This is a genomic window from Aliiroseovarius sp. (assembly GCF_965228805.1).
In the GTDB taxonomy this organism is placed as follows: domain Bacteria; phylum Pseudomonadota; class Alphaproteobacteria; order Rhodobacterales; family Rhodobacteraceae; genus JASBTN01.
This window is the reverse complement of sequence record NZ_CBDDIE010000003.1, coordinates 895,933-916,203: the sequence shown is the minus strand read 5'-3', so window position 1 is coordinate 916,203 and position 20,271 is coordinate 895,933. Positions and strand designations below refer to the sequence as shown.

The window sequence follows — 20,271 nt, the reverse complement described above, 5'->3', positions numbered from 1 at the left end:
CATTGATATGTCCCGTAGCGTCACGCCTTTACCCTGACCCAGGATAAAGGCGTGACGTTAGTCTCAGGCGAATCCATAGCGCCTTTATTCGGCTACGTCAGCCTCCGTGCGCGCGGCCATGCGTTTTTCATATCGCGCGCGCAGCTTCTTGATGCGGCGACGTTGATAGGCGTGGATGACCGGGCGCGACAATCCGTAGGCCATCATGCCTGATCCCACTCCGGGCAGCAGTCCGCCAACCAGGTAGGGCAGAAAGACGCGGTGAAAGAAATGGTGCAGATCACGCCAATCGGCACGCGCATCGGAAAAGGCCGCCTTGAAGTTGAACCACAGGTCGCCCAGCGCAGCGCCGAAGGCTTCGACGATCTGGGGCAGGTGGATGTCCATCGGCAGCCCCATGAACCGCGCGCCCAAGCTGATCGACAGTTCGGCAATCAACGGAAAGGTCAGTGGGTTGCCGAAGAAGGTTGCAAGCAAAGAGGCCAGGATATTGCCGCGAATCACCCAGGCGACAATTGCGGCGAACAGGAAATGCATGCCGAAGAACGGGGTAAAGCAGACGAAGACCCCGGCGGCGATCCCGCGCGAGATACGGTGGGGCGGATCAGGCAACCTGCGCACGCGATGGATCACGTAGCCCGCCGCACGATACCAGCCACCGCGCGGATAGAAGAACTCCGCGACGATCCTGAGATAGCTGCGTGGGTTGCGCTTGAACACGCTTGCCCCCATCTGGCTGGACCTTGCGGCCGGTTACGGTTTTCGGTCGAGATCCCGATGGCGGCGCAGAGCGGCCACGTCACTGTCGGCCTCGAGCGCAAGCATGACAGCATGCAGATGCTCAAGATCACGTAAATCGACATCGACGATCAGCCGGAAATAATCCGGCTTGCGATCCAGGAACCTCAAGTCCGAGATATTGGCCTTCTGCTCGCCAATCAATGTGCAAATACGCCCAAGCACGCCAGCGTCATTCGCAATCGTGGTGTCCAGGCTGACCGTGTGCACCGCAGGGTGGCGGCCGGAATGCCATTGAATGTCGACCCAGCGGTTGCTTTCGTCCTCAAGTTCGGCAAGCGACTTACAGTCGATCGTGTGCACCATCACGCCCTTGCCGCGATAGGTGATGCCGACGATGCGTTCGCCCGGCACCGGTTGGCAGCAATCGGCGCGTGTAAAGGCCTGGCCGGGTTCCAGCCCGACCACGGCGGCGTCCACGTCGATCTCGTCGCCCACGGAATGAAGCTCCGGATAGACCGTGGCAATCACCTCGACCCCGGTCAGTTCGGCGCTGCCTAGCCGGGCCAGGACTTCGCTGGCGTCCTTCAGGCGCAGCTGCTTGGCGGCGGTCTCCAGCACCCGGTCGGTGACCTTGCGCCCGACATGTTCAAAGGCCACGCGGGCAAGCTCGCGGCCCAGGCGGATGAACCGGTCGCGGTCCTCTTCGCGCAGGCGGCGGCGAATGGCGGCCTTGGCGCGGCCGGTGACCACGATGTCGATCCAAGTGGCCTGCGGGCTCTGCCCCTCGGCGGTCATGATCTCGACCGATTGGCCGTTCTTGATCCGGGTCCACAGCGGCACGCGGATCCCGTCCACCTTGGCGCCGACGCAGCTGTCGCCAATCTTGGTGTGGATCGCATAGGCGAAATCCAGCGGGGTCGCACCGCGCGGCAGTTTCACCACTTCGCCCTTGGGCGTGAAGCAGAAGACCTGGTCCGAATACATCTCGAGCTTCACATGCTCGAGGAATTCGTCATGATCATCCGCGGTCTCGAACCGTTCGGTCAGGGTGGCGATCCACTTGGCCGGGTCGACCGCGAAGGGGTTTTCGGACCGCACCCCGTCCTTGTAGGACCAATGCGCCGCGACGCCGGTTTCGGCCACGTCATGCATCGCGCGGGTGCGGATCTGCACTTCGACCCGCTTGCCGTCGCGCCCCGATACGGTGGTGTGGATCGAGCGGTATCCGTTCGATTTCGGCTGGCTGATGTAATCCTTGAACCGGCCCGGCACCGCGCGCCAGCGTTGGTGGATGGCACCCAGAGCGCGATAGCAGTCGCCTTCGCTAGCGGTAATGATGCGAAACCCGTAGATGTCCGAGAGGCGTGAAAAGCTCTGCTCCTTCTCCTCCATCTTGCGCCAGATCGAATAAGGTTTTTTGGCACGGCCCAGCACGGCCGCGTCGATCCCGGCTTTGGCCAGCTCGATGCGGATGTCGCCAGTGATCTTCTCGATCACGTCACCGGTCTGTTTCTGCAGGCTGAGGAAACGGCGCATGATCGACATGCGCCCGTCCGGGTTCAGAACGGAAAAGGCGAGGTCTTCCAATTCCTCGCGCATCCACTGCATGCCCATGCGCCCGGCCAAGGGGGCATAGATGTCCATCGTCTCGCGCGCCTTGATGATCTGCTTTTCCGGTCGCATCGCCTTGATGGTGCGCATGTTGTGCAACCGGTCGGCAAGTTTGACCAGGATCACCCGCATGTCCTTGGACATGGCCATGAAGAGCTTGCGGAAGTTTTCGGCTTGCTTGGTCTCGGACGAGGACAGTTGCAGGTTGGTCAGCTTGGTGACCCCATCGACCAGTTCGGCAATCTCGGCGCCGAATTTGTCGGTGACCTCGGAGTAGGTCGACCCGGTGTCTTCGATCGTGTCATGCAGCAGAGCGGTGATGATCGTGGCATCGTCCAGTTGCATGTCGGCCAGGATCTGCGCCACCTCGAACGGGTGGGTGAAATAGGGATCCCCGGAATGGCGATACTGGCCAAAATGCATCAGGCCGCCATATTCGAAGGCGGCCCGGATCAGGTCCGAATTGGACTTGGGATTGTAGGTGGCGATGAGCTCGATCAGCCCGTCGATGTCGAGATGCTCAAGCTCGTCTTTCCAGCTCGCCACCCGCGATGCTCCCATTCGCAGAGGGGGTTAGCCCTGGCCTTGCGCTTCCATCAGCGCGCGCAGCAGCTTTTCTTCGGACATGTCGTCCTCGGCCGGCTTGTCGGCAGCTTCGGCACCCATGAGCAGGGCCATCTGGTCCTCCTCGGGTTCGTCCACCTCGATCTGAGTCTGGTGGCTTTCGATCATGCGCTCGCGCAGCTCGTCCGCCGTCTGGGTCTCGTCGGCGATTTCACGCAGCGACACGACGGGGTTCTTGTCGTTATCGCGATCCACGGTAATCTCGGCACCAGCGGACACTTCGCGCGCACGATGTGCGGCGAGCATTACCAGCTCAAACCGGTTCGGGACCTTGTCAACGCAATCTTCGACCGTCACGCGGGCCATGTGCAGCTCCATCCTTGCAAGGGGTGTGAAGTGCCTATTTAGGGGCTTGACCGTATGAAGGCAAGCCGATTCGCTGCAGGGCCGCACCGCTAGAGCGGCGCAATCTCGTCAATTTCGCTTTCTGGCAGGGCGGCCAGCATTTCGGTGACGGTCCGGCCCAGTTGCGGGTGGCACCAGTCAGGCGCGATGTCGGCCAATGGCACCAGTACAAACCCGCGGTCCTGAATGCGCGGATGGGGCAGAATCAGTTGGTCCGGTGCTTCTCGGGTCTGGCGTTCCAGCGGCAGGTCAATCCAGTGGGCCAGTGTTTTCGAGTCGGGCAGAACCCGTTCGCCCATGGCCAGAAGGTCCAGGTCGACGACCCGTGCCTCCCATCGGTTGTTCCGCTCACGGCCCAACTCAGCTTCTACCTTATGCAGGCGCTCAAGCAGGACATTCGGGGCAAGATGTGTTAATATCACAGCTGCGGCATTCACGAAATCCGGGCCCGCACCGGGAGGAAAACAAGGCGTGCGGAAGAAACGAGACACGGCCGCGATTTCAATGTCCGGGGCTGCCAGCGCTGTCAGGGCGTGACGCAGAATTTCCTCGGGCCTACCATGGGTAGAGCCAAGGTTGCCACCTAGCGCGATTAGCGCATTTTCGCCTGAATTCGACGCGGATTGGGGTTGCGACATGGCCAAACTTCCCTAAGTTGCCTAAATCTTTCGTCGGCGTATAGATCAATCCCATACCACTCACGACATGTTCGGCGAAAGAATTCGAAAGGATGCATTATGTTCTACCGAGACGAACGGCTCGCGCTGTTCATAGATGGATCGAACCTCTACGCGGCGGCGAAGTCGCTCGGGTTCGACATCGACTACAAGCTGCTCCGACAGGAGTTCATGCGCCGAGGCAAACTGCTGCGTGCCTTCTACTACACCGCACTTTTGGAGAATGACGACTATTCTCCGATCCGTCCGTTGGTGGATTGGTTGCACTACAACGGTTTCTCGATGGTGACGAAACCGGCCAAGGAATATACCGACTCGATGGGACGGCGTAAGGTCAAGGGCAACATGGATATCGAACTGACCGTCGATGCCCTGGAAATCGCTGCCCATGTGGACCATATCGTGCTGTTCTCCGGCGATGGCGATTTCAAGCCGCTGGTGGCTGCGCTGCAGCGCAAGGGCGTACGGGTGTCGATCGTGTCGACGATCCGGTCGCAGCCGCCGATGATCGCTGATGAGCTGCGCCGTCAAGCTGACAATTTCATCGAGCTGGACGAGTTGAAAGATGTCATCGGTCGGCCCCCGCGCGAACCGCGCGAGTTCACCGATCGCGCCCCGACCACCGCCGATGAGGGCGATGGCGAGGGTGACGAGGGCTGAACCCTGCCGATCAGAAGCGCCAAGGGAGAGGGACACTCCGATGGCGTGGACAAGAAGACCGAAGAACCGGGGCCATTCGCTCCGGTTATTTGCATTGCGCCTGTTTCAATATTGATTGGACCCTTGCCGGTGGATGGCGATATGAAGGGCCGCGAACAGACCCATGGTGGATGCCAGATGACCAAGCCCCCGCTGACCCTCTACCTTGCCGCGCCACGTGGCTTCTGCGCCGGTGTCGACCGCGCCATCAAGATTGTCGAAATGGCGATCGAGAAATGGGGCGCGCCGATCTATGTGCGTCATGAGATCGTGCACAACAAATTCGTGGTGGACGGGTTGCGGGCCAAGGGCGCGGTCTTCGTCGAGGAGCTGGAAGACTGCCCCGACGACCGGCCGGTGATTTTCTCGGCCCACGGGGTGGCCAAGGTGGTGCCTGCTGAGGCCGAACGCCGCCAGATGGTCTATGTCGACGCCACCTGTCCGCTGGTGTCCAAGGTACATATCGAGGCTGAACGCCATCACGCAAACGGGCTTCAGATGGTGATGATCGGCCACGCGGGTCACCCCGAAACCATCGGCACCATGGGTCAACTACCCGAAGGCGAGGTGCTGCTGGTCGAAACCCCGGCGGACGTGGCGACGATTGCCCCGCGTGATCCGGAGCGCCTGGCCTATATCACCCAGACCACCCTGTCGGTGGATGACACGGTGGAAATCGTCGCCGCCCTGCGCGCCCGCTTCCCCGCAATCATCGGCCCGCACAAAGAAGATATCTGTTACGCCACCACCAACCGGCAGGAGGCGGTGAAAGCCGTGTCGCCGAAGGTTGAAGCTCTGCTGGTGATTGGCGCTCCGAACAGCTCGAACTCGCGCCGCCTGGTTGAGGTTGCGAAGGCCGCTGGCTGTAACTACTCGATGCTGGTTCAACGCGCGGCCGAGATCGACTGGCGCGCCATCGAAGGCGTGCGCGGGGTCGGGCTGACCGCCGGGGCCTCGGCGCCGCAGGTGCTGATCGACGAGGTGATCGACGCCTTCCGCGACCGCTATGACGTGACCGTCGAACTGGTGGAAACCGCGCAGGAAAACATCGAATTCAAGGTCCCCCGCGTGCTGCGCGAACCGGCCTGACGCAGGGCTTTACTTTCCCTGCGCCCTCCTGTCCCATGCGGCCAACAGATGGGAGGTTCACATGTCACCGGAATTTCTGGCCACCGCGCTGATTGTCGTACTCGCCCCGGGCACCGGGGTGATCTACACGCTTGCAACGGGTCTGACACAGGGCCGCGCTGCCGCCGTCGCTGCTGCGGTTGGTTGCACCCTGGGCATCGTGCCCGCAATGCTGGCGGCGATCCTGGGGCTGGCGGCGATCCTGCATGCCTCGGCCATCGCCTTCCAGGTGGTCAAATTCGCTGGCGTTGCCTTCCTGCTCTACCTCGCCTGGGCTACGCTTCGGGATCGCGGCGCGCTGAGCCTCGATGCTGCGCCCAGCACCCGCACCCTGCGCAGGATCGCCACGCGCGGGGCGCTGATCAACGTGTTGAACCCGAAGCTCTCCATCTTCTTCCTGGCCTTCCTGCCGCAGTTCCTGTCGGGCAGCCCCGCCACTGCCACCGCCGAAATGCTCAGCCTCGGCGGGGTCTTCATGGCGATGACCTTCGTTGTCTTCGTGGGCTACGGCACCTTCGCGGCGCTTGCCCGCGATCGCGTGCTCTCCAGCCCGCGCGCGATGACCTGGATGCGCCGCAGCTTTGCCGCCGCCTTCGCCGGTCTGGGTCTCAAACTGGCGTTCGAGAAAGCATGAGCGACCGCGAGACATTGTCGGTCTATACCGAGGCGGCAGCGCTCTATGCCGATGGGCACGCCGATACACGGGATATCGAGCAGCAGAACGATATCGCCGCCCTTCTGGCCGATGTGCCGGAAGGCGGGCACATCCTGGACCTGGGCTGCGGGCCGGGTCAATGGGCGGTGCAGTTTCGGGATCTGGGCTACCGGGTCACGGCCCGCGACGCCACGCCTGCCATGGCCGAATTGGCGCTGGAGAAATACGGGTTGAAGGTCGAGGTGCAGACATTCGACGCCTTCGATGACATTGCCCGGTTCCATGCGATCTGGGCCAATTTCAGCCTGCTTCACGCGCCCAAGGCGGACTTCCCCGGCCACCTCGCCCGCCTGCACCGCGCGCTCACCCCGAATGGGGCCTTGCATCTGGGCATGAAGCTGGGCACAGGAGAGGCCCGCGACAGCTTGGGTCGCTTTTACAGCTACTATCAGGAGGATGAGCTGGTGCAGCTTGTGACAGAGGCCGGATTTACCGTGACCCGAACACGCCGTGGCAATGGCGAAGGTCTGGCAGGCGGGGTGGAGACCTTCGTGATCCTGACCGCTACGGCGCGCACCGATGGCTGAGTTCTTTGCCTATACCGATGGCGCCTGTTCCGGCAACCCCGGGCCGGGCGGCTGGGGCGCGCTCTTGCAGGCCAAGGAGGGTGGCAAGTTGGTCAAGGAACGCGCGCTGAAGGGCGGCGAGGCAAATACGACCAACAACCGCATGGAGCTTCTGGCGGCAATCAATGCGCTCGAGACCCTGGGCAAGCCCTGCGCCATTACCGTGGTGACCGACAGCCAATATGTGAAGAACGGCGTGACCGGCTGGATCCACGGCTGGAAGCGCAACGGGTGGAAGACTTCGGCCAAGAAGCCGGTGAAGAACGCCGACCTGTGGCAGCGGCTGGACGAGGCCCAGGCGCGTCACCATGTGACTTGGGAATGGGTCAAGGGCCATGCGGGCCATCCCGAAAACGAACGCGCGGACGAACTGGCCCGCGAGGGCATGGCGCCCTTCAAATCATGATGACGCCGCAGGTCCTCGATTACCTGTCCGTTTTCGTCTTCGCGCTGTCGGGCGCGCTGGTCGCCAGCCGCGCGCAGTTGGATATCATCGGCTTCCTGTTCATGGCCTGCCTGACAGCGGTGGGCGGCGGAACCGTGCGCGACCTTCTGCTGGATCGCGACCCGGTCTTCTGGGTCGGGGACCCGATGCCGCTGGCGATAGCCTGCGCGGGCGCGGTTCTGGTGTTCTTCACCGCGCATCTGCTGGAAAGCCGCTACCGGGCGCTTCTGTGGCTGGACGCCGCCGCGCTGGCAATCGCCGTTGCCGCCGGGGCGAGTGTCGCCATGGGCCTGGGGCAATCCGTGCCCATCGTGCTTGTGATGGGGGTTGCCACCGGCACGCTGGGGGGGCTCATGCGCGATGTGGTCTGCAACGAGGTGCCGCTGGTGCTGAAACAGGGAGAGCTCTACGTGACCGCTGCTTTCGCCGGGGCGGGCGCGGCTTTGCTGGCAGCTGCTTTCCTACCCCAACCCATCGCCCCGGTGCTGGCCTGTATCCTTGTCACCTTCGCCCTGCGTGCGGGATCGCTGGCCTTCGGCTGGCGCCTGCCGGTCTACCGCGCCCGGCCGCCGCGGGACTGATCCGCGCGGGCAATCACCGCGTCAGCAGCCGCGCGCCGATTTCCTTGACGAATTTCGCCGCCACCATCGCGGTCATGCCATAGGGGTCGCGATGAGGGTTCAGCTCGACAATGTCGGCACCCACCAGCTGGCCTTTGAAGCGTGCGATCAGGTCGATCACCTCGCGGGTGGACAGCCCGCCCGGCTCGTGATGCGACACGCCGGGCGCAAAGGCCGGGTCCAGCGCGTCCAGATCCAGTGACAGGTAGACCGGCCCGTCGAACTCGGGTGTGTAGTCCGCGCTCCAAGATCGCATGTCCACCACCTCGACCCCGAAGCGATCCGCCTGTTCGCGCTGATGCGCGTTCATCGTGCGAATGCCGACCTGTACCAGGCGCTTGATCTTGCCGGTTTCCATCACCCGTGCGAAGGGGCAGCCATGGCCAAGCTTGCCCAGCGGCTGTTCGTCATAGAGGTCCGGGTGCGAGTCGATATGCAGCACGTTCAGCCCCTCGTAGCGGTCGGCATGGGCGCTGATGAGGGGATACGCCACCGAATGGTCCCCGCCCAGGGATAGAAGTCGTGCGCCGGTGGCAAGACGTTCGGCCGCGCCCACCTCGATTTTGGCAATCGCCTCAGGCCCGAATTGCTCGAACACGTCCAGGTCGCCGGTGTCCTTGAAACCGGGATGGCTGCCCAGGTCGGTGCCATCCTCGGCGGTCAGGTTGGCCGCACCAGAATGCAGCGCCTCGCGGATGCGCCCGGGCGCAAAGGCCGGGCCTTGGAGGAACGAGGAGTGCATGTCCAGCGGCACGCCCATCAGGGCGACGTCACCGGAGGTCAGGGTATCGGTCATCAGGGGCTCCTCTATTCAACTCCGGCGAGGATTGGCCGGGTAAGGCGGGCAGGTCAACCGCGGAAATACGTCTTCCAGAGCCAGATCAGTGCCAGTGCCCCCAGCACCGCACCCGCGAAGCCGAAGGCCAAACCGGTCATGGCCAGCGCCAGGCGCAGCAGCAGGCTGCCGACCAACGCGCCCAGCACACCGATCGCCACGGTCACCGGGACCGAGGTCTGCACGTCCATCAGCCGTGTGGCCAGGAACCCGGCGGCAGCGCCGACGATGATGAGAAACACGATGGGCATATCCCCAATATGGGGTCTGTGCGGGCGATGTGAAGGTCAGGAAATCCGGTCCGGCAGGTCGAAGCCGCGCAGGAAGTCTTCCGCCTCCATCGCGCGTTTGCCGGGGCGCTGGGCGCGCAGGATCTCGACCGCGCCGGTCCCGCAGGCAATGGTCAGCCCGTCCAGCACCTGGCCCGGTGCGCCCGCGCCATCCACCAGACGCGAGGCCAGCAGCTTGACCTGTTCACCGGCAATATCGCATTTCGCGCCGGGAAAGGGCGAGAGGCCGCGGATCAGCCGATCGACCTCGACGGCCGGGCGGGTCCAGTCGATGCGTGCCTCGGATTTGTCGATCTTCTCGGCATAGGTCGCACCGTCCTCGGGCTGCACCTCGGGCACCAGGCTGCCCAGCTTGCCCAGGGCCTCAACGATCAGACCCGCGCCCATGTCGGACAGGCGGTCATGCAGCCCGGCGGTGGTTTCCTCGGCGCCGATCAGCGTGGCTTCGCGCAGCAGCACCGGGCCGGTGTCCAGCCCGGCCTCCATCTGCATGATGCAGATGCCGGTTTCCGCGTCGCCCGCCATGATCGCGCGGTGAATGGGCGCGGCGCCGCGCCAGCGCGGCAACAGGGACGCGTGGATGTTCAGGCAACCATGCGCGGGCGCATCCAGAATGGCCTGCGGCAGGATCAGCCCATAGGCCACGACCACGGCGACATCAGCACCCAGAGCGGCAAAGGCCTCCTGTTCCTCGACCCCTTTCAGCGACACCGGGTGGCGCACTTCAAGCCCCAGCGCCTCGGCCCGGGCATGCACGGGTGTCGGCCGGTCCTTCTTGCCGCGCCCGGCGGGGCGGGGCGGCTGGCAATAGACGGCGGCGATCTCGTGACCGGCGTCGACCAGAGCGTCCAGGACGGGGACCGAGAAATCGGGGGTTCCCATGAAAATGATGCGCATCATTCTTCCCTTTCGATGGGCTGGTCCGGCGGCAACGCCGGGCCGCGCCCGACCCTCCCCACGGGAGGGCGCTTTTGCAACGTTTCTATCCTCGGCAATGGTCCGAGTGTGGCGGATACGGCGCAGGATAGCTGTGTTGGCACGCGCCCACCCAGGGTCGGGCGCGGCCCTATCAACTGGCCCTTATCGCAGCTTCTTCGCCTTCTTCATCAGCATGTCGCGTTTCGTCTTCGACAGGTTGTCGAAATACATGCGCCCGTTCAGGTGGTCGATCTGGTGCTGCACCGAGGTGGCCCAGATGCCGACGAAATCCTTGCGGTCCCAGACACCCTGCTCGTTCAGGAACCGCACCGTGACCGCACGCGGGCGCATGAATTTGGCCGAGACGCCGGGTAGGTTGGGGCTGGCTTCCTCGTGTTCGCGATACTCGACCGAGGCATGCAGGATTTCAGGGTTGGCCATGCGCACCGCCTGGCCACGCTCGTCCGAGGCATCCACCACCGCCAGCCGCTGCATGATGCCCAGCTGCACGGCGGCCAGACCGACACCGGGCATGGCATCCATCGCCTCGATCATCTCGTCCCAGATCGCGCGGGTCTCGTCGGTGACGGCCTCGACGGGATCGACCGCCGATCGCAACCGCTTGTCGGGCCACATGAGGAAGGGTCGGTGGCTCATCCGCGCGCCATCTCGCGCTTCAACTTCTGCATCTTGCGGGTGATCATCTGGCGCTTCAGCGGCTTCAGATAGTCGATGAACAACACCCCGTTCAGGTGGTCGATCTCATGCTGCACGCAGGTCGCCCAGAGACCGTCGAAGTCGCGTTCCTGCACATTGCCATCCATGTCCAGCCAGCGCACGCCGACCTCTTTCGGGCGGGTCACCTCGGCAAACTGCTCGGGGATCGACAGGCAGCCTTCCTCATAGACATTGGTGTCGTCGCTTTCGCGAATGATCTCGGGGTTGAACATGATCGTGGGCTGGGGGGCGGCGTCCTCTTCCTTGACGCAGTCCAGCACGATCAGCCGTTTGGTCACGCCGATCTGCGGCGCGGCCAGGCCGATGCCGGGCGCGTCATACATGGTCTCCAGCATATCCTTGGCCAGCGTGCGCAGCTCATCCGACAGGTCGGGTACGGCATCGCAGACCTTCTTCAGGCGCGGGTCGGGGTGGATCAGGATCGGTCGCAAAGTCATGGGGTTCATGTATGCGATGACCGGTTCCGGCGCAACGCCCCTTGCGCGCGGCGAATTCGGCGCTAGCTTGTGCCGGATGACGCAGGCCGCGAGTACACGGAGATCCGAATGACCACCCCCATCAACTTTGACGAGGACATCAACCGCATCGGCACCCATTCGGTGAAATGGGACATGATGGAGAAGATCTATGGTGTGCCCGCCGATCAGGGGATTTCCATGTGGGTGGCGGATATGGATTTCCGCCCGCCGGCGGCGGTGCAGAAGGCGCTGCAGGGCATGCTGGATCACGGCATCTATGGCTATTACGGCGACGATGCCAGCTACAAGGATGCGATCCGCTGGTGGATGAAGACGCGGCATGATTGGGAGGTCGACGCGGGTGCGATCTTTACCACCCACGGGCTGGTGCATGGCACCGCCATGTGTGTCGATGCCTACACCCAGCCGGGCGATGGTGTCGTGCTGTTCACCCCGGTCTACCACGCCTTTGCCCGGGTGATTTCCGCCGCCGGGCGCGAGGTGGTCGAGATGCCGCTGGTCAACAACGACGGCCGCTACGAATACGATTTCGACGCCTATGACGCGGCGATGACCGGCAAGGAAAAGATGGTCATCCTGTGCTCGCCGCACAATCCGGGCGGCCGCGTCTGGACCCGGGAAGAGCTGGAGGGTGTGGCCGCCTTCGCCAAGCGCCACGACCTGGTGCTGGTGTCGGACGAGATCCACCATGACCTGGTGATGCCCGGCAGTACCCACATCCCGATGGCGAAGATCCCGGGCATTGAAGACCGGCTGGTGATGATGACCGCCACCACCAAGACCTTCAACATGGCGGGCAGCCACGTGGGCAACGTGATCATCCATGACGAGGGGCTGCGCGCCAAGTTTGCCGGACGCATGGCGGCGATGGGCATTTCTGCCAACAGTTTCGGCCTGTTCATGGCCGAGGCCGCCTATAGCCCGGACGGTGCCGACTGGGTCGATCAGCTGGTCGCCTATCTGGACGGCAATCGTCGCCTGTTCGACGAGGGGATCAATGCGATCCCGGGCCTCAGCTCGATGGGTTTGCAGGCGACCTACCTGGCCTGGGTGGACTTTGCGGGCACCGGCATGGGGCGCGAGGAGTTCACCAAGCGCACCGAGCAGGAGGCGCGCATTGCCGCCAACCACGGGCCGACCTTCGGCCTGGGCGGCGACAGTTTCCTGCGCTTCAACCTGGCCACGCCGCGCGCGCGGGTGGCCCAGGCGGTGGAGCGTATGCAGGCAGCCTTTGGCGATCTGCAGTAAGCGGTGACTTGCCGGGTGCGGGCCGTCGGCTTGCGCCCGGGCGTTGCCCCGGGTGACATGGCGCCATGTTGCGTCTTGCCCGCCTGTTTTCCGCCCTTACCTTTCTGCTGATCCTGACCGGGGCGGCGGTGGTTCTCTATGACCGCTATAGCCCCGTCGCCCCGCCCGTAACTGTGGCTCTGCCCGACCGGATCGACCGCATCCTGATCGAGAAATCCGCCCGCCGCATGACCCTGTGGAAGGATGGCGAGGTGGTGCGCACCTATGACATCGCGCTGGGCTTCGACCCCGAGGGGGACAAGGACCGCGAGGGCGACGGGCGCACGCCGGAAGGCACCTTCACCATCGACCGGCGCAACCCCAACAGCGCCTATCACCTGTCGCTGGGCATTGATTATCCGCAGCCCGAGGATGTGGCACGGGGCCGCGCGGGCGGCTATTCCCCCGGCGGCGACATCATGATCCACGGCCAGCCTAACGGGCTGGGGCGGATCGGCGCCATACCCTATGACTGGACCGCGGGCTGCATCGCCGTGTCGGATGCCGAGATGCGCGAGATTTGGGCGGTGGCAGGCATCGGCACCGAGGTCGAGATCCGCCCCTGACTTGCTCCGTTATCTGAACGCCCCTAGGGTCTCCTTACACCCAAAGGAGGCCCCGTGCCCTCAGCCGATATCCTGATCGCCTTCGTTCTGGCCACCGCCGTCTTTGCCTATATGCCGGGGCCGTCGATGCTTTATACCGCCGCGCAGACCCTTGCGCGCGGACCGCGTGCGGGTTGGTTTGCGGCCATGGGCATCCACGTGGGCGGCTACGTGCATGTCTTTGCCGCCGCGCTGGGGTTGGCGGTTCTGTTCCAGGCCGTGCCGGTGCTCTATGCCGTGTTGAAACTGGCCGGGGCGGCCTATCTGATCTGGCTGGGAATCAAGCTGATGCGCAATCGCGAGGCGGGCGTGACGGCGGATGCACGGGTCGAAGCCAAAAGTCCGCGCCGCGCCTTTTGGGAAAGTATCAGCGTCGAGGTGCTGAACCCGAAGACTGCGATTTTCTACGTGGCCTTTCTGCCGCAGTTCACCGATCCTTCGGCCGCCCTGCCGCTCTGGGCGCAGCTGATGGTGCTGGGCACCGTGGTGAACGTGATGTTCTCCAGTGCCGATGCGATCTGTGTCGTGCTGGCCGAACGCATTACCCGGGCCCTGCGCGGATCGGACCGGGCCGGGGTCTGGCTGCACCGTCTGGGCGGTGGCATCTTGATCGGCCTGGGTTTGCGTCTGGGTCTGGCGCGCGGCTGAGCGGGCTCAGACCATGCGCGGGATCAGCCCGATGGGTGCATTTTCCTCGCGGGCGAAATCCAGGGGCGCGCGATCCTCGACCGCGGTGCTTCGCTTGAACTCGTATTTCATCTGGCCGTCTTCCTCCTCGGAGGCGACGATCAGGCATTGGTACAGGTGGCGCGAGCCGTCATAGAGGTCGACCAGCCCGCGCAGCCGGGGTGCGCGTTCGATATCCAGCGCAAAGCCGGTGTCCCAGAACTTCAGCACCGGGAACACCTCTTCGTTCACGCGCACGCGCAGGCGGGACTTCTTCTTCAGGTCGCGTTTGCGGGCCGCTTCCAGGCCTTCGCGCACCTCTTTGGGCAGAAATTCCATAGTCCATCCTCCAAGACCGAAGCCAATCATGCCATTCGCTTGGTTACGGTCAAGTTAACCTTTGGTGACACTGCGTTTCCCGGCCTGCCTGTGCAGATTTGCAACGCCCCTGCGCGGGGGTGCCGGTTTTCGCACCGGGGCCAAGTGCCTAGGTTGGTCGGGAAAGGAGATCCCATGGGACAGCTTGTTGATGGCACCTGGCATGACACCTGGTATGACACCAAATCCACCGGTGGCGCCTTTGTGCGCAAGGAGGCCAAGTTTCGCAACTGGGTGACGCCGGACGGGGCCCCGGGCCCGTCGGGTGAAGGCGGGTTTGCCGCGGAAAGCGCGCGGTACCACCTTTATGTCTCCTATGCCTGCCCCTGGGCGCATCGCACCTTGATCTTTCGTGAAATCAAAGGGTTGTCGGATCACATCGACGTCTCGGTCGTGCATCCGGACATGTTGTCGGACGGCTGGACGTTCGAGGCGGATTTTCCCGGCGCAACTGGCGACACGCTGCACGGGGCGCGTTTCATGCGCGAGGTTTATACGCGCGCGGTGCCCGATGTCTCGGGTCGGGTGACGGTGCCGGTGCTCTGGGACAAACAGCGTGACACCATCGTGTCCAACGAAAGCTCCGAGATCATCCGCATGTTCAATTCGGCCTTCGACGGGCTGACCGGGAATGGCGATGATTACTGGCCGGACCCCCTACGGGACCGTATTGAAGAGGTAAATGCGCGCATCTACAGCACCGTGAACAACGGCGTCTACAAGGCGGGCTTCGCGACCAGCCAGGCGCCTTATGACGCGGCGGTCGGCGAACTGTTCGACAGTCTCGACTGGCTGGAGGGGCACCTGGCCGACAACCGCTACCTGCTGGGCGACCGTCTGACCGAGGCCGACTGGCGGCTCTTCACCACGCTGGCGCGGTTTGATCCGGTCTATCAACTGCATTTCAAATGCAACCGCAAGCGGCTGGTGGATTACCCGAACCTCTGGGCCTATACGCGGGAGCTCTACCAATACCCGGGCGTGGCGGGCACGGTGCATTTCGACCATATCGTGCGGCACTATCACTACAGCCACGAGACCATCAATCCGCATCGGATCATCCCGATCAATCCGGTGTTGGACTGGGAGGCGCCGCACGGGCGGGGCTGAGTTGCGCCCCGTCGTCAGACGCGCTTCGCGCTTTTCCTCCGGGTCGCGGTGCCGGGGGGCTAGCCCCCCGGACCCCCAGGATATTTGTGGAAAGATGAAAGGGTGAGGCGTGTCAGCCCTTGTCGCGCAACAGGCGGGCCTTCTGGCGGTTCCAGTCCTGCTTGGCCGCGTCCGCGCGCTTGTCGTGGTGCTTCTTGCCCTTGGCGATTCCGATCTTCATCTTCGCCAGGCCCTTGTGGTTGAAGTAGAGCACCAGCGGCACCAGGGTCATGCCCTTGCGCTGGGTCGCGTTCCACAGCCGCGCCAGTTCCCGTTTCGAGGCCAAGAGCTTGCGCTTGCGCCGTTCCTCATGCCCCCAGGTCTTGGCCTGGGCATAGGGCGCGATGCGGCCGTTGACCAACCACAGCTCGCCTTCTTCCACGGCGGCGTAGCTTTCGGCGATATTGGCCCCGCCTTCGCGCAGGGACTTGACCTCGGACCCCATCAGCACGATGCCGACCTCGAGATCTTCGTCGATCGCATAGTCATGCCGCGCGCGCCGGTTCTCGGCGATCACCTTGTAGTTTGGGTCGGATTTGGGTTTCTTGGCCATGGCCGGGATGTAGGCGCCCCGGGGGGCGCTGTCCAGACCCTGTCCAACCCCGGTGTGCAATGCTTGCGCCCCTGTCGTTTGCGCACCATAGTTCGGCCACGCAACCGACAGGAGACCTCATGAGCACGACCACCCTTCGCAAGATCCTGGGCGACCGCCCGGTGCATACTGTTTCACCGGAGGCCACGCTGCGCGCGGTTGCGGGGGTGATGGAGGCCAATCGCGTGGGCGCCGTGGCCGTGGTCGAAGGGCGCGCGTTGAAAGGCATCGTGACCGAGCGCGACATCGTCTTTCGCGCCGTGGCGCAGGGGATGGACATGGCCGCGACGCAGGCCAGTGCGGTGATGACGGCGGATCCGGTCACCGTCGGGATCGACGATGCGGTGTCCGATGCCTTGGCGGCCAAGCTGGGCGATGCCTTTCGCCATCTGCCGGTGATGGAGGGCGACCAGCTGGTCGGGCTTCTGTCCTATCGTGACATCCCGGCGGAATACGTGATGCTGTTCGAGCGCTTCCGCGAAATGTCGACGGCGCGGGCGGACGGGTAGGCCAGCACTGAGCGGGGCGGGTAGCGCCCGAACCTGGGTGGGCGCCTCGCAACGGTTCTTTGGGGCACGCGGTGGAAGATGCCGAAACGTTTGTGGTGTTCTCAGCGTCGCAAAAGCGCCCTCCCGTGGGGAGGGTCGGGCGCTGCCCGGCCTGCGGCCGTGCAACTTGCTCAGCTTTGGTGACGCTATCCGTGCCGCTTCAGCCCTGCGGCATGTCGATGGTTTCGATCCAGGGTTTGATATCCACCACCGGGGTGCCGTCGAAACAGTCGATCGCGTCGATGCCGATCACGCCTGTTTCCATGTCCAGAGCGGTGATCTGGACCGTCGACATGGCAATCGGGTTCGGACGTACCGGGCTGCGCAGGGAAAAGACACCACGTCCCGAGGCCGTGTGGCGCGGGCTTTGCACAATCAGGTCGCGCCGTCCCCGGTCCATCCAATACATCAGGATGATGTGGCGCCCGACCTCCAGCCCCTGCAGGCCCTGGGCATAGCCGGGCTCCAGCTCGACCGTCGCGGCGGCCCCTGCCTCGCGCGCGGACCCGATATTGCGCGGCGCGTCACCCGGTTGCCATTGCGAACGTACGCGGCCGATGAAGGCCACCCGAGGTCCGTCACTGTCGGCGGGGTCGAAGGGGAGGGCGACCTCCCCCTCTCGTTTTTCAAAGCTCATCAGATGAGGCCGGCATGGGCCATGGCGCTGTCGATCAGCGCCTTGGTGCTGTCTTCCAGCTCGGTCAGCGGGCTGCGCACTTCGGTCGAGCAGCGACCAAGTTTCGACAGGCCATATTTGGCGCCGACCAGGCCGGGCTCGGTAAAGATCGCCTTGTGCAGCGGCATCAGCTTGTCGGCGATCTCCAGCGCGCGTCCGTAGTCACCTTCCAGCGTCGCCGCCTGCATCTGCGCGCACAGGCCCGGCGCCACGTTCGCGGTGACCGAGATGCAGCCGGTGCCGCCCTGGGCGTTGAACCCATGCGCGGTGGCGTCTTCACCGGACAGCTGGCAGAACTCGGGGCCGCAGGTCAGACGCTGGTCGCTAACGCGGGCCAGATCGCCAGTTGCGTCCTTCACCCCGACGATGTTTTTGTGCTTGGCCAGCTCGCCCATGGTCTCGGGCGACATGTCCACCACGGACCGGCCGGGGATGTTGTAGATCACGATCGGCAGGTCCACCGCGTCGGCCACGGTGGTGTAATGCGCGATCAGGCCCCGCTGGGTCGGCTTGTTGTAGTAAGGCGTCACCACCAGGCCAGCGGCAGCACCGACGCGCTTGGCGTGTTCCATGAAACGCAGCGTCTCGGCGGTGTTGTTCGAGCCCGCACCCGCGATCACCGGCACACGACCGGCGGCGGCTTCCACGGTGGCCTCGATGACCGCCTCGTGCTCCTCGTGGGTCAGGGTCGGGCTTTCGCCCGTCGTTCCCACCGGCACCAGGCCCGAGGAACCTTCCTCGATCTGCCAGTTGACCAGGTGCTTGAGCGCGTCGAAATCCACTGCGCCGTCCTTGAACGGCGTGACCAGGGCAGGAAGAGATCCTTTGAACATGACACGCTCCTTTGTTGTTGTCCGTTTCAGTGTTGGCCGGGCATTCGAGTCACCCCGCTGCAAACGCGGCGGAAACTAGCCGGGATCAGAACAAATGCCAAGTTTGTGTATTGTCCCGTGACATTGCGGCGCTACCTTTTCCGCATGACACGGATTCTGACCCTGTTGGCCGCCGCCTGGTTGGCCTTCCCCGCCCTTGCCCAAGATGCCTCTCAGGTCGCCGCGCTGACCCGTGCGATGGAGGCGGTCACGGAAAAGGATTGGCCTGCGGCTGCCGAGGCTGCCGGAGCAGGTTTGCCTGGGGAGCTGGTTACCTGGCACCGGCTGCGCGCCGGTGAGGGCACATTTTCCGAGGCGCGTGCTTTCCTGGCGGAGAACGCCGACTGGCCCGGATTGAAACTGCTGCGCCGCCGGATGGAGGGGGCGATTGGCCCCGATACGCCCGGTGCCGAGGTGCTGGCCTATTTCGCCAATCAGCCGCCGCAAACCGGCCATGGCGCTTTGCAATATGCCCGTGCTTTGAAGGCGACAGGGGCTGAGGAAGAGGCCAAGGGGCAGGTGATCCTGGCCTGGATTTCCATGTCGCTGTCCTCGTCCGAGGAAGCTGCGTTCAAATCCGACTGGCGTGCCACGATCCGGGACCACCACTGGGATCGGCTGGATATGCTTCTGTGGCGGGGTGAAACCAAGCAGGCCGCGCGCATGGTGCCGCTGGTGGGGGCGGATCACCAGAAGCTTGCCGAGGCGCGCATTGGCCTGCGTCGCAAGGTCAATGGCGTGGACGCTTTGATCACAAAGGTGCCCGCCGCGCTGAAGGATGATCCGGGTCTTGCCTATGAACGTTTCCTCTGGCGCGCCTCCAAGGGGCGCAACGAGGATGCCGCGGCGCTGGCGCTGGAACGGTCGGGTTCCGCGGCCTCGTTGGGCGAGCCCGAGCGTTGGGCCTCCTGGCGTCGGGTGTTGGCGCGCTGGCTGATGCGCGAGGGGCGGGCGGAGGAAGCCTATCGCCTCGCGTCGTCCCACCACCTGTCCGGTGGGTCTAACCAGAACGATTTGGAGTGGCTGGCGGGTTACCTGGCCCTGCGCAAGCTGGACAAGCCGGGGGTCGCGCTAGAACATTTCCGCACCTTCCGACTAGGGGTCGAGACGCCGATCTCGCTTGGCCGGGCCGGGTACTGGGAGGGCCGCGCGCAGGAGGCGGTTGGCAATGAGCTGGCCGCGCAGGCCGCTTACGAATTTGGTGCCGAGTATCAGACCAGTTTCTACGGCCAATTGGCCGCCGAGAAGGCAGGTCTGCCGATGGACCCGGCGCTGACCGGCACCGAAAGCTTTCCGCCCTTTGCCGAGGCGGGGTTCTGGGGTGGCGAGGTGATGGAGGCCGCGCGGCTTTGGCATGCGGCGGGTGAGCTTTACTGGGCCGAACGTTTCGTGGTGCATCTGGCGGAAAGCCAGACCCGTACGGGGATAGGCCAGTTGGCGGATTGGGCCGGGTCGGTGGATGAGCCGCATTTGCAGGTCATGCTGGCCAAATACGCTGCACGGCAGGGCTGGGTACTGCACGGGCCGTATTTCCCGACCCCGGATATCGGGCGCGGCAACCGCTCGGTCCCGCGTGCGCTGGAGCTGGCGATTGCCCGGCGCGAAAGCGAGTTCGACCCGTCCGTCGTTTCGCACGCGGGCGCGATGGGGCTGATGCAGCTGATGCCGGGCACGGCCAAGGACATGGCGGCCGAGGTCGGCGTCGCCTATGAAAAGGCGCGGCTGACCACGGATATGGCGTACAATACGCGTCTGGGATCCGAGTATCTGGCCGGGTTGATCGAGCGGTTCGACGGCAACCCGGTGCTGATCGCGGCGGGCTATAATGCCGGGCCGGGGCGGTCGATCCGCTGGTCGGAACGTTTCGGCAATGTGCGGTCCCCGGATGTGGACATCATCGACTGGATCGAACACATCCCGTTTCGTGAGACCCGCAATTACGTGATGCGGGTGACCGAAAGCCTGCCGGTCTACCGCGCGCGGCTGACCGGCAAGGTGGCGCCGCTGGAGCTTTCGCGGGAGTTGAAGCGGTAGAGGCATATCGCGAGGGGTTGCGCCGTCTCTTTA

Annotated in this window: 25 protein-coding genes; 12 read left to right on the top strand and 13 right to left on the bottom strand. The window is 64.2% G+C overall.

Annotation, left to right across the window (positions count from 1 at the left end; genetic code table 11):
• Positions 1–84: 84 nt before the first annotated feature.
• The 4 genes from ACO07D_RS05715 to folK form a co-directional block, all read right to left on the bottom strand.
• Positions 85–732, bottom strand: coding sequence for a DUF2062 domain-containing protein (locus tag ACO07D_RS05715; RefSeq protein WP_421701985.1), 648 nt, complete (start codon positions 730–732; stop codon positions 85–87).
• A gap of 21 nt (positions 733–753) precedes the next feature.
• Complete coding sequence (locus ACO07D_RS05710) at positions 754–2,913, bottom strand: RelA/SpoT family protein (protein WP_421701984.1); 2,160 nt, start codon at positions 2,911–2,913, stop codon at positions 754–756.
• 12 nt (positions 2,914–2,925) lie between these two features.
• Positions 2,926–3,282 (bottom strand): DNA-directed RNA polymerase subunit omega, encoded by a 357-nt coding sequence (gene rpoZ / locus ACO07D_RS05705; RefSeq protein WP_300515782.1) that lies wholly within the window; start codon positions 3,280–3,282, stop codon positions 2,926–2,928.
• Between the two features lie 89 nt (positions 3,283–3,371).
• The gene (gene folK / locus ACO07D_RS05700) at positions 3,372–3,959 is read right to left on the bottom strand and encodes a 2-amino-4-hydroxy-6-hydroxymethyldihydropteridine diphosphokinase (RefSeq protein WP_421704995.1); all 588 of its coding nucleotides are present in this window, start codon (positions 3,957–3,959) and stop codon (positions 3,372–3,374) included.
• 99 nt (positions 3,960–4,058) lie between these two features.
• On the opposite strand from folK, the gene ACO07D_RS05695 reads away from it, so the two are divergent.
• From ACO07D_RS05695 to ACO07D_RS05670, 6 genes are all read left to right on the top strand, one after another.
• A complete protein-coding gene (locus tag ACO07D_RS05695) occupies positions 4,059–4,658 on the top strand; it encodes an NYN domain-containing protein (protein ID WP_421701983.1) in 600 nt (199 codons plus the stop codon).
• A 177-nt stretch (positions 4,659–4,835) separates the two neighbouring features.
• On the top strand, positions 4,836–5,786 hold the full coding sequence (gene ispH / locus ACO07D_RS05690) for a 4-hydroxy-3-methylbut-2-enyl diphosphate reductase (protein ID WP_421701982.1): 951 nt from the start codon (positions 4,836–4,838) through the stop codon (positions 5,784–5,786).
• Between the two features lie 61 nt (positions 5,787–5,847).
• Entirely contained in the window at positions 5,848–6,459 is a 612-nt protein-coding gene (locus ACO07D_RS05685) for a LysE family translocator (protein WP_421701981.1), read from the top strand.
• Positions 6,456–7,067: a class I SAM-dependent DNA methyltransferase gene (locus tag ACO07D_RS05680; RefSeq protein WP_421701980.1), complete on the top strand. Its 612-nt coding sequence runs from the start codon at positions 6,456–6,458 to the stop codon at positions 7,065–7,067. The genes ACO07D_RS05685 and ACO07D_RS05680 overlap by 4 nt, the downstream gene beginning before the upstream one ends.
• Positions 7,060–7,512 carry a ribonuclease HI gene (rnhA, locus tag ACO07D_RS05675; RefSeq protein WP_421701979.1) on the top strand — a complete coding sequence of 151 codons (453 nt, stop codon included), beginning with the start codon at positions 7,060–7,062 and terminating at the stop codon, positions 7,510–7,512. The genes ACO07D_RS05680 and rnhA overlap by 8 nt, the downstream gene beginning before the upstream one ends.
• Positions 7,509–8,132 carry a trimeric intracellular cation channel family protein gene (locus tag ACO07D_RS05670; RefSeq protein WP_421701978.1) on the top strand — a complete coding sequence of 208 codons (624 nt, stop codon included), beginning with the start codon at positions 7,509–7,511 and terminating at the stop codon, positions 8,130–8,132. The genes rnhA and ACO07D_RS05670 overlap by 4 nt, the downstream gene beginning before the upstream one ends.
• A gap of 13 nt (positions 8,133–8,145) precedes the next feature.
• On the opposite strand, the gene speB is transcribed toward ACO07D_RS05670, so the two are convergent.
• The 5 genes from speB to def (ACO07D_RS05645) form a co-directional block, all read right to left on the bottom strand.
• On the bottom strand, positions 8,146–8,967 hold the full coding sequence (gene speB / locus ACO07D_RS05665; RefSeq protein ID WP_421701977.1) for an agmatinase: 822 nt from the start codon (positions 8,965–8,967) through the stop codon (positions 8,146–8,148).
• 53 nt (positions 8,968–9,020) lie between these two features.
• A complete protein-coding gene (locus ACO07D_RS05660; RefSeq protein ID WP_421701976.1) occupies positions 9,021–9,257 on the bottom strand; it encodes a GlsB/YeaQ/YmgE family stress response membrane protein in 237 nt (78 codons plus the stop codon).
• A 36-nt stretch (positions 9,258–9,293) separates the two neighbouring features.
• Positions 9,294–10,193, bottom strand: a complete 900-nt coding sequence (gene fmt / locus ACO07D_RS05655; protein ID WP_421704994.1) for a methionyl-tRNA formyltransferase — start codon at positions 10,191–10,193, stop codon at positions 9,294–9,296.
• Between the two features lie 183 nt (positions 10,194–10,376).
• Positions 10,377–10,871 carry a peptide deformylase gene (gene def / locus ACO07D_RS05650; protein ID WP_421701975.1) on the bottom strand — a complete coding sequence of 165 codons (495 nt, stop codon included), beginning with the start codon at positions 10,869–10,871 and terminating at the stop codon, positions 10,377–10,379.
• Positions 10,868–11,389 carry a peptide deformylase gene (def, locus tag ACO07D_RS05645; protein WP_421701974.1) on the bottom strand — a complete coding sequence of 174 codons (522 nt, stop codon included), beginning with the start codon at positions 11,387–11,389 and terminating at the stop codon, positions 10,868–10,870. Before def (ACO07D_RS05645) ends, def (ACO07D_RS05650) begins: the two co-directional genes overlap by 4 nt.
• 108 nt (positions 11,390–11,497) lie before the next feature.
• Between def (ACO07D_RS05645) and ACO07D_RS05640 the strand changes: the two genes are divergently transcribed.
• From ACO07D_RS05640 to ACO07D_RS05630, 3 genes are all read left to right on the top strand, one after another.
• Entirely contained in the window at positions 11,498–12,679 is a 1,182-nt protein-coding gene (locus tag ACO07D_RS05640) for a MalY/PatB family protein (RefSeq protein WP_421701973.1), read from the top strand.
• Between the two features lie 65 nt (positions 12,680–12,744).
• Positions 12,745–13,284, top strand: a complete 540-nt coding sequence (locus ACO07D_RS05635; protein WP_421701972.1) for a L,D-transpeptidase family protein — start codon at positions 12,745–12,747, stop codon at positions 13,282–13,284.
• Positions 13,285–13,338: 54 nt separating this feature from the next.
• The gene (locus ACO07D_RS05630; RefSeq protein ID WP_421701971.1) at positions 13,339–13,971 is read left to right on the top strand and encodes a LysE family translocator; all 633 of its coding nucleotides are present in this window, start codon (positions 13,339–13,341) and stop codon (positions 13,969–13,971) included.
• A 6-nt stretch (positions 13,972–13,977) separates the two neighbouring features.
• Here the strand turns inward: ACO07D_RS05630 and ACO07D_RS05625 are convergent, their stop codons facing one another.
• On the bottom strand, positions 13,978–14,328 hold the full coding sequence (locus ACO07D_RS05625) for a hypothetical protein (protein ID WP_421701970.1): 351 nt from the start codon (positions 14,326–14,328) through the stop codon (positions 13,978–13,980).
• 174 nt (positions 14,329–14,502) lie between these two features.
• Between ACO07D_RS05625 and ACO07D_RS05620 the strand changes: the two genes are divergently transcribed.
• The gene (locus ACO07D_RS05620; RefSeq protein ID WP_421701969.1) at positions 14,503–15,477 is read left to right on the top strand and encodes a glutathione S-transferase family protein; all 975 of its coding nucleotides are present in this window, start codon (positions 14,503–14,505) and stop codon (positions 15,475–15,477) included.
• A 112-nt stretch (positions 15,478–15,589) separates the two neighbouring features.
• On the opposite strand, the gene smpB is transcribed toward ACO07D_RS05620, so the two are convergent.
• Positions 15,590–16,069, bottom strand: a complete 480-nt coding sequence (smpB, locus tag ACO07D_RS05615) for an SsrA-binding protein SmpB (RefSeq protein ID WP_421701968.1) — start codon at positions 16,067–16,069, stop codon at positions 15,590–15,592.
• 119 nt (positions 16,070–16,188) lie between these two features.
• Here smpB and ACO07D_RS05610 point away from each other — a divergent pair, with 119 nt between their 5' ends.
• Complete coding sequence (locus tag ACO07D_RS05610) at positions 16,189–16,617, top strand: CBS domain-containing protein (RefSeq protein ID WP_421701967.1); 429 nt, start codon at positions 16,189–16,191, stop codon at positions 16,615–16,617.
• Positions 16,618–16,816: 199 nt separating this feature from the next.
• On the opposite strand, the gene tsaA is transcribed toward ACO07D_RS05610, so the two are convergent.
• Together tsaA and dapA are read right to left on the bottom strand one after the other, a co-directional pair.
• On the bottom strand, positions 16,817–17,293 hold the full coding sequence (gene tsaA, locus ACO07D_RS05605) for a tRNA (N6-threonylcarbamoyladenosine(37)-N6)-methyltransferase TrmO (RefSeq protein ID WP_421701966.1): 477 nt from the start codon (positions 17,291–17,293) through the stop codon (positions 16,817–16,819).
• Positions 17,293–18,165, bottom strand: coding sequence for a 4-hydroxy-tetrahydrodipicolinate synthase (dapA, locus tag ACO07D_RS05600; RefSeq protein ID WP_421701965.1), 873 nt, complete (start codon positions 18,163–18,165; stop codon positions 17,293–17,295). The genes tsaA and dapA overlap by 1 nt, the downstream gene beginning before the upstream one ends.
• 144 nt (positions 18,166–18,309) lie before the next feature.
• Here dapA and ACO07D_RS05595 point away from each other — a divergent pair, with 144 nt between their 5' ends.
• Positions 18,310–20,238 carry a lytic transglycosylase domain-containing protein gene (locus ACO07D_RS05595; RefSeq protein ID WP_421701964.1) on the top strand — a complete coding sequence of 643 codons (1,929 nt, stop codon included), beginning with the start codon at positions 18,310–18,312 and terminating at the stop codon, positions 20,236–20,238.
• The last annotated feature ends 33 nt before the right edge of the window (positions 20,239–20,271 follow it).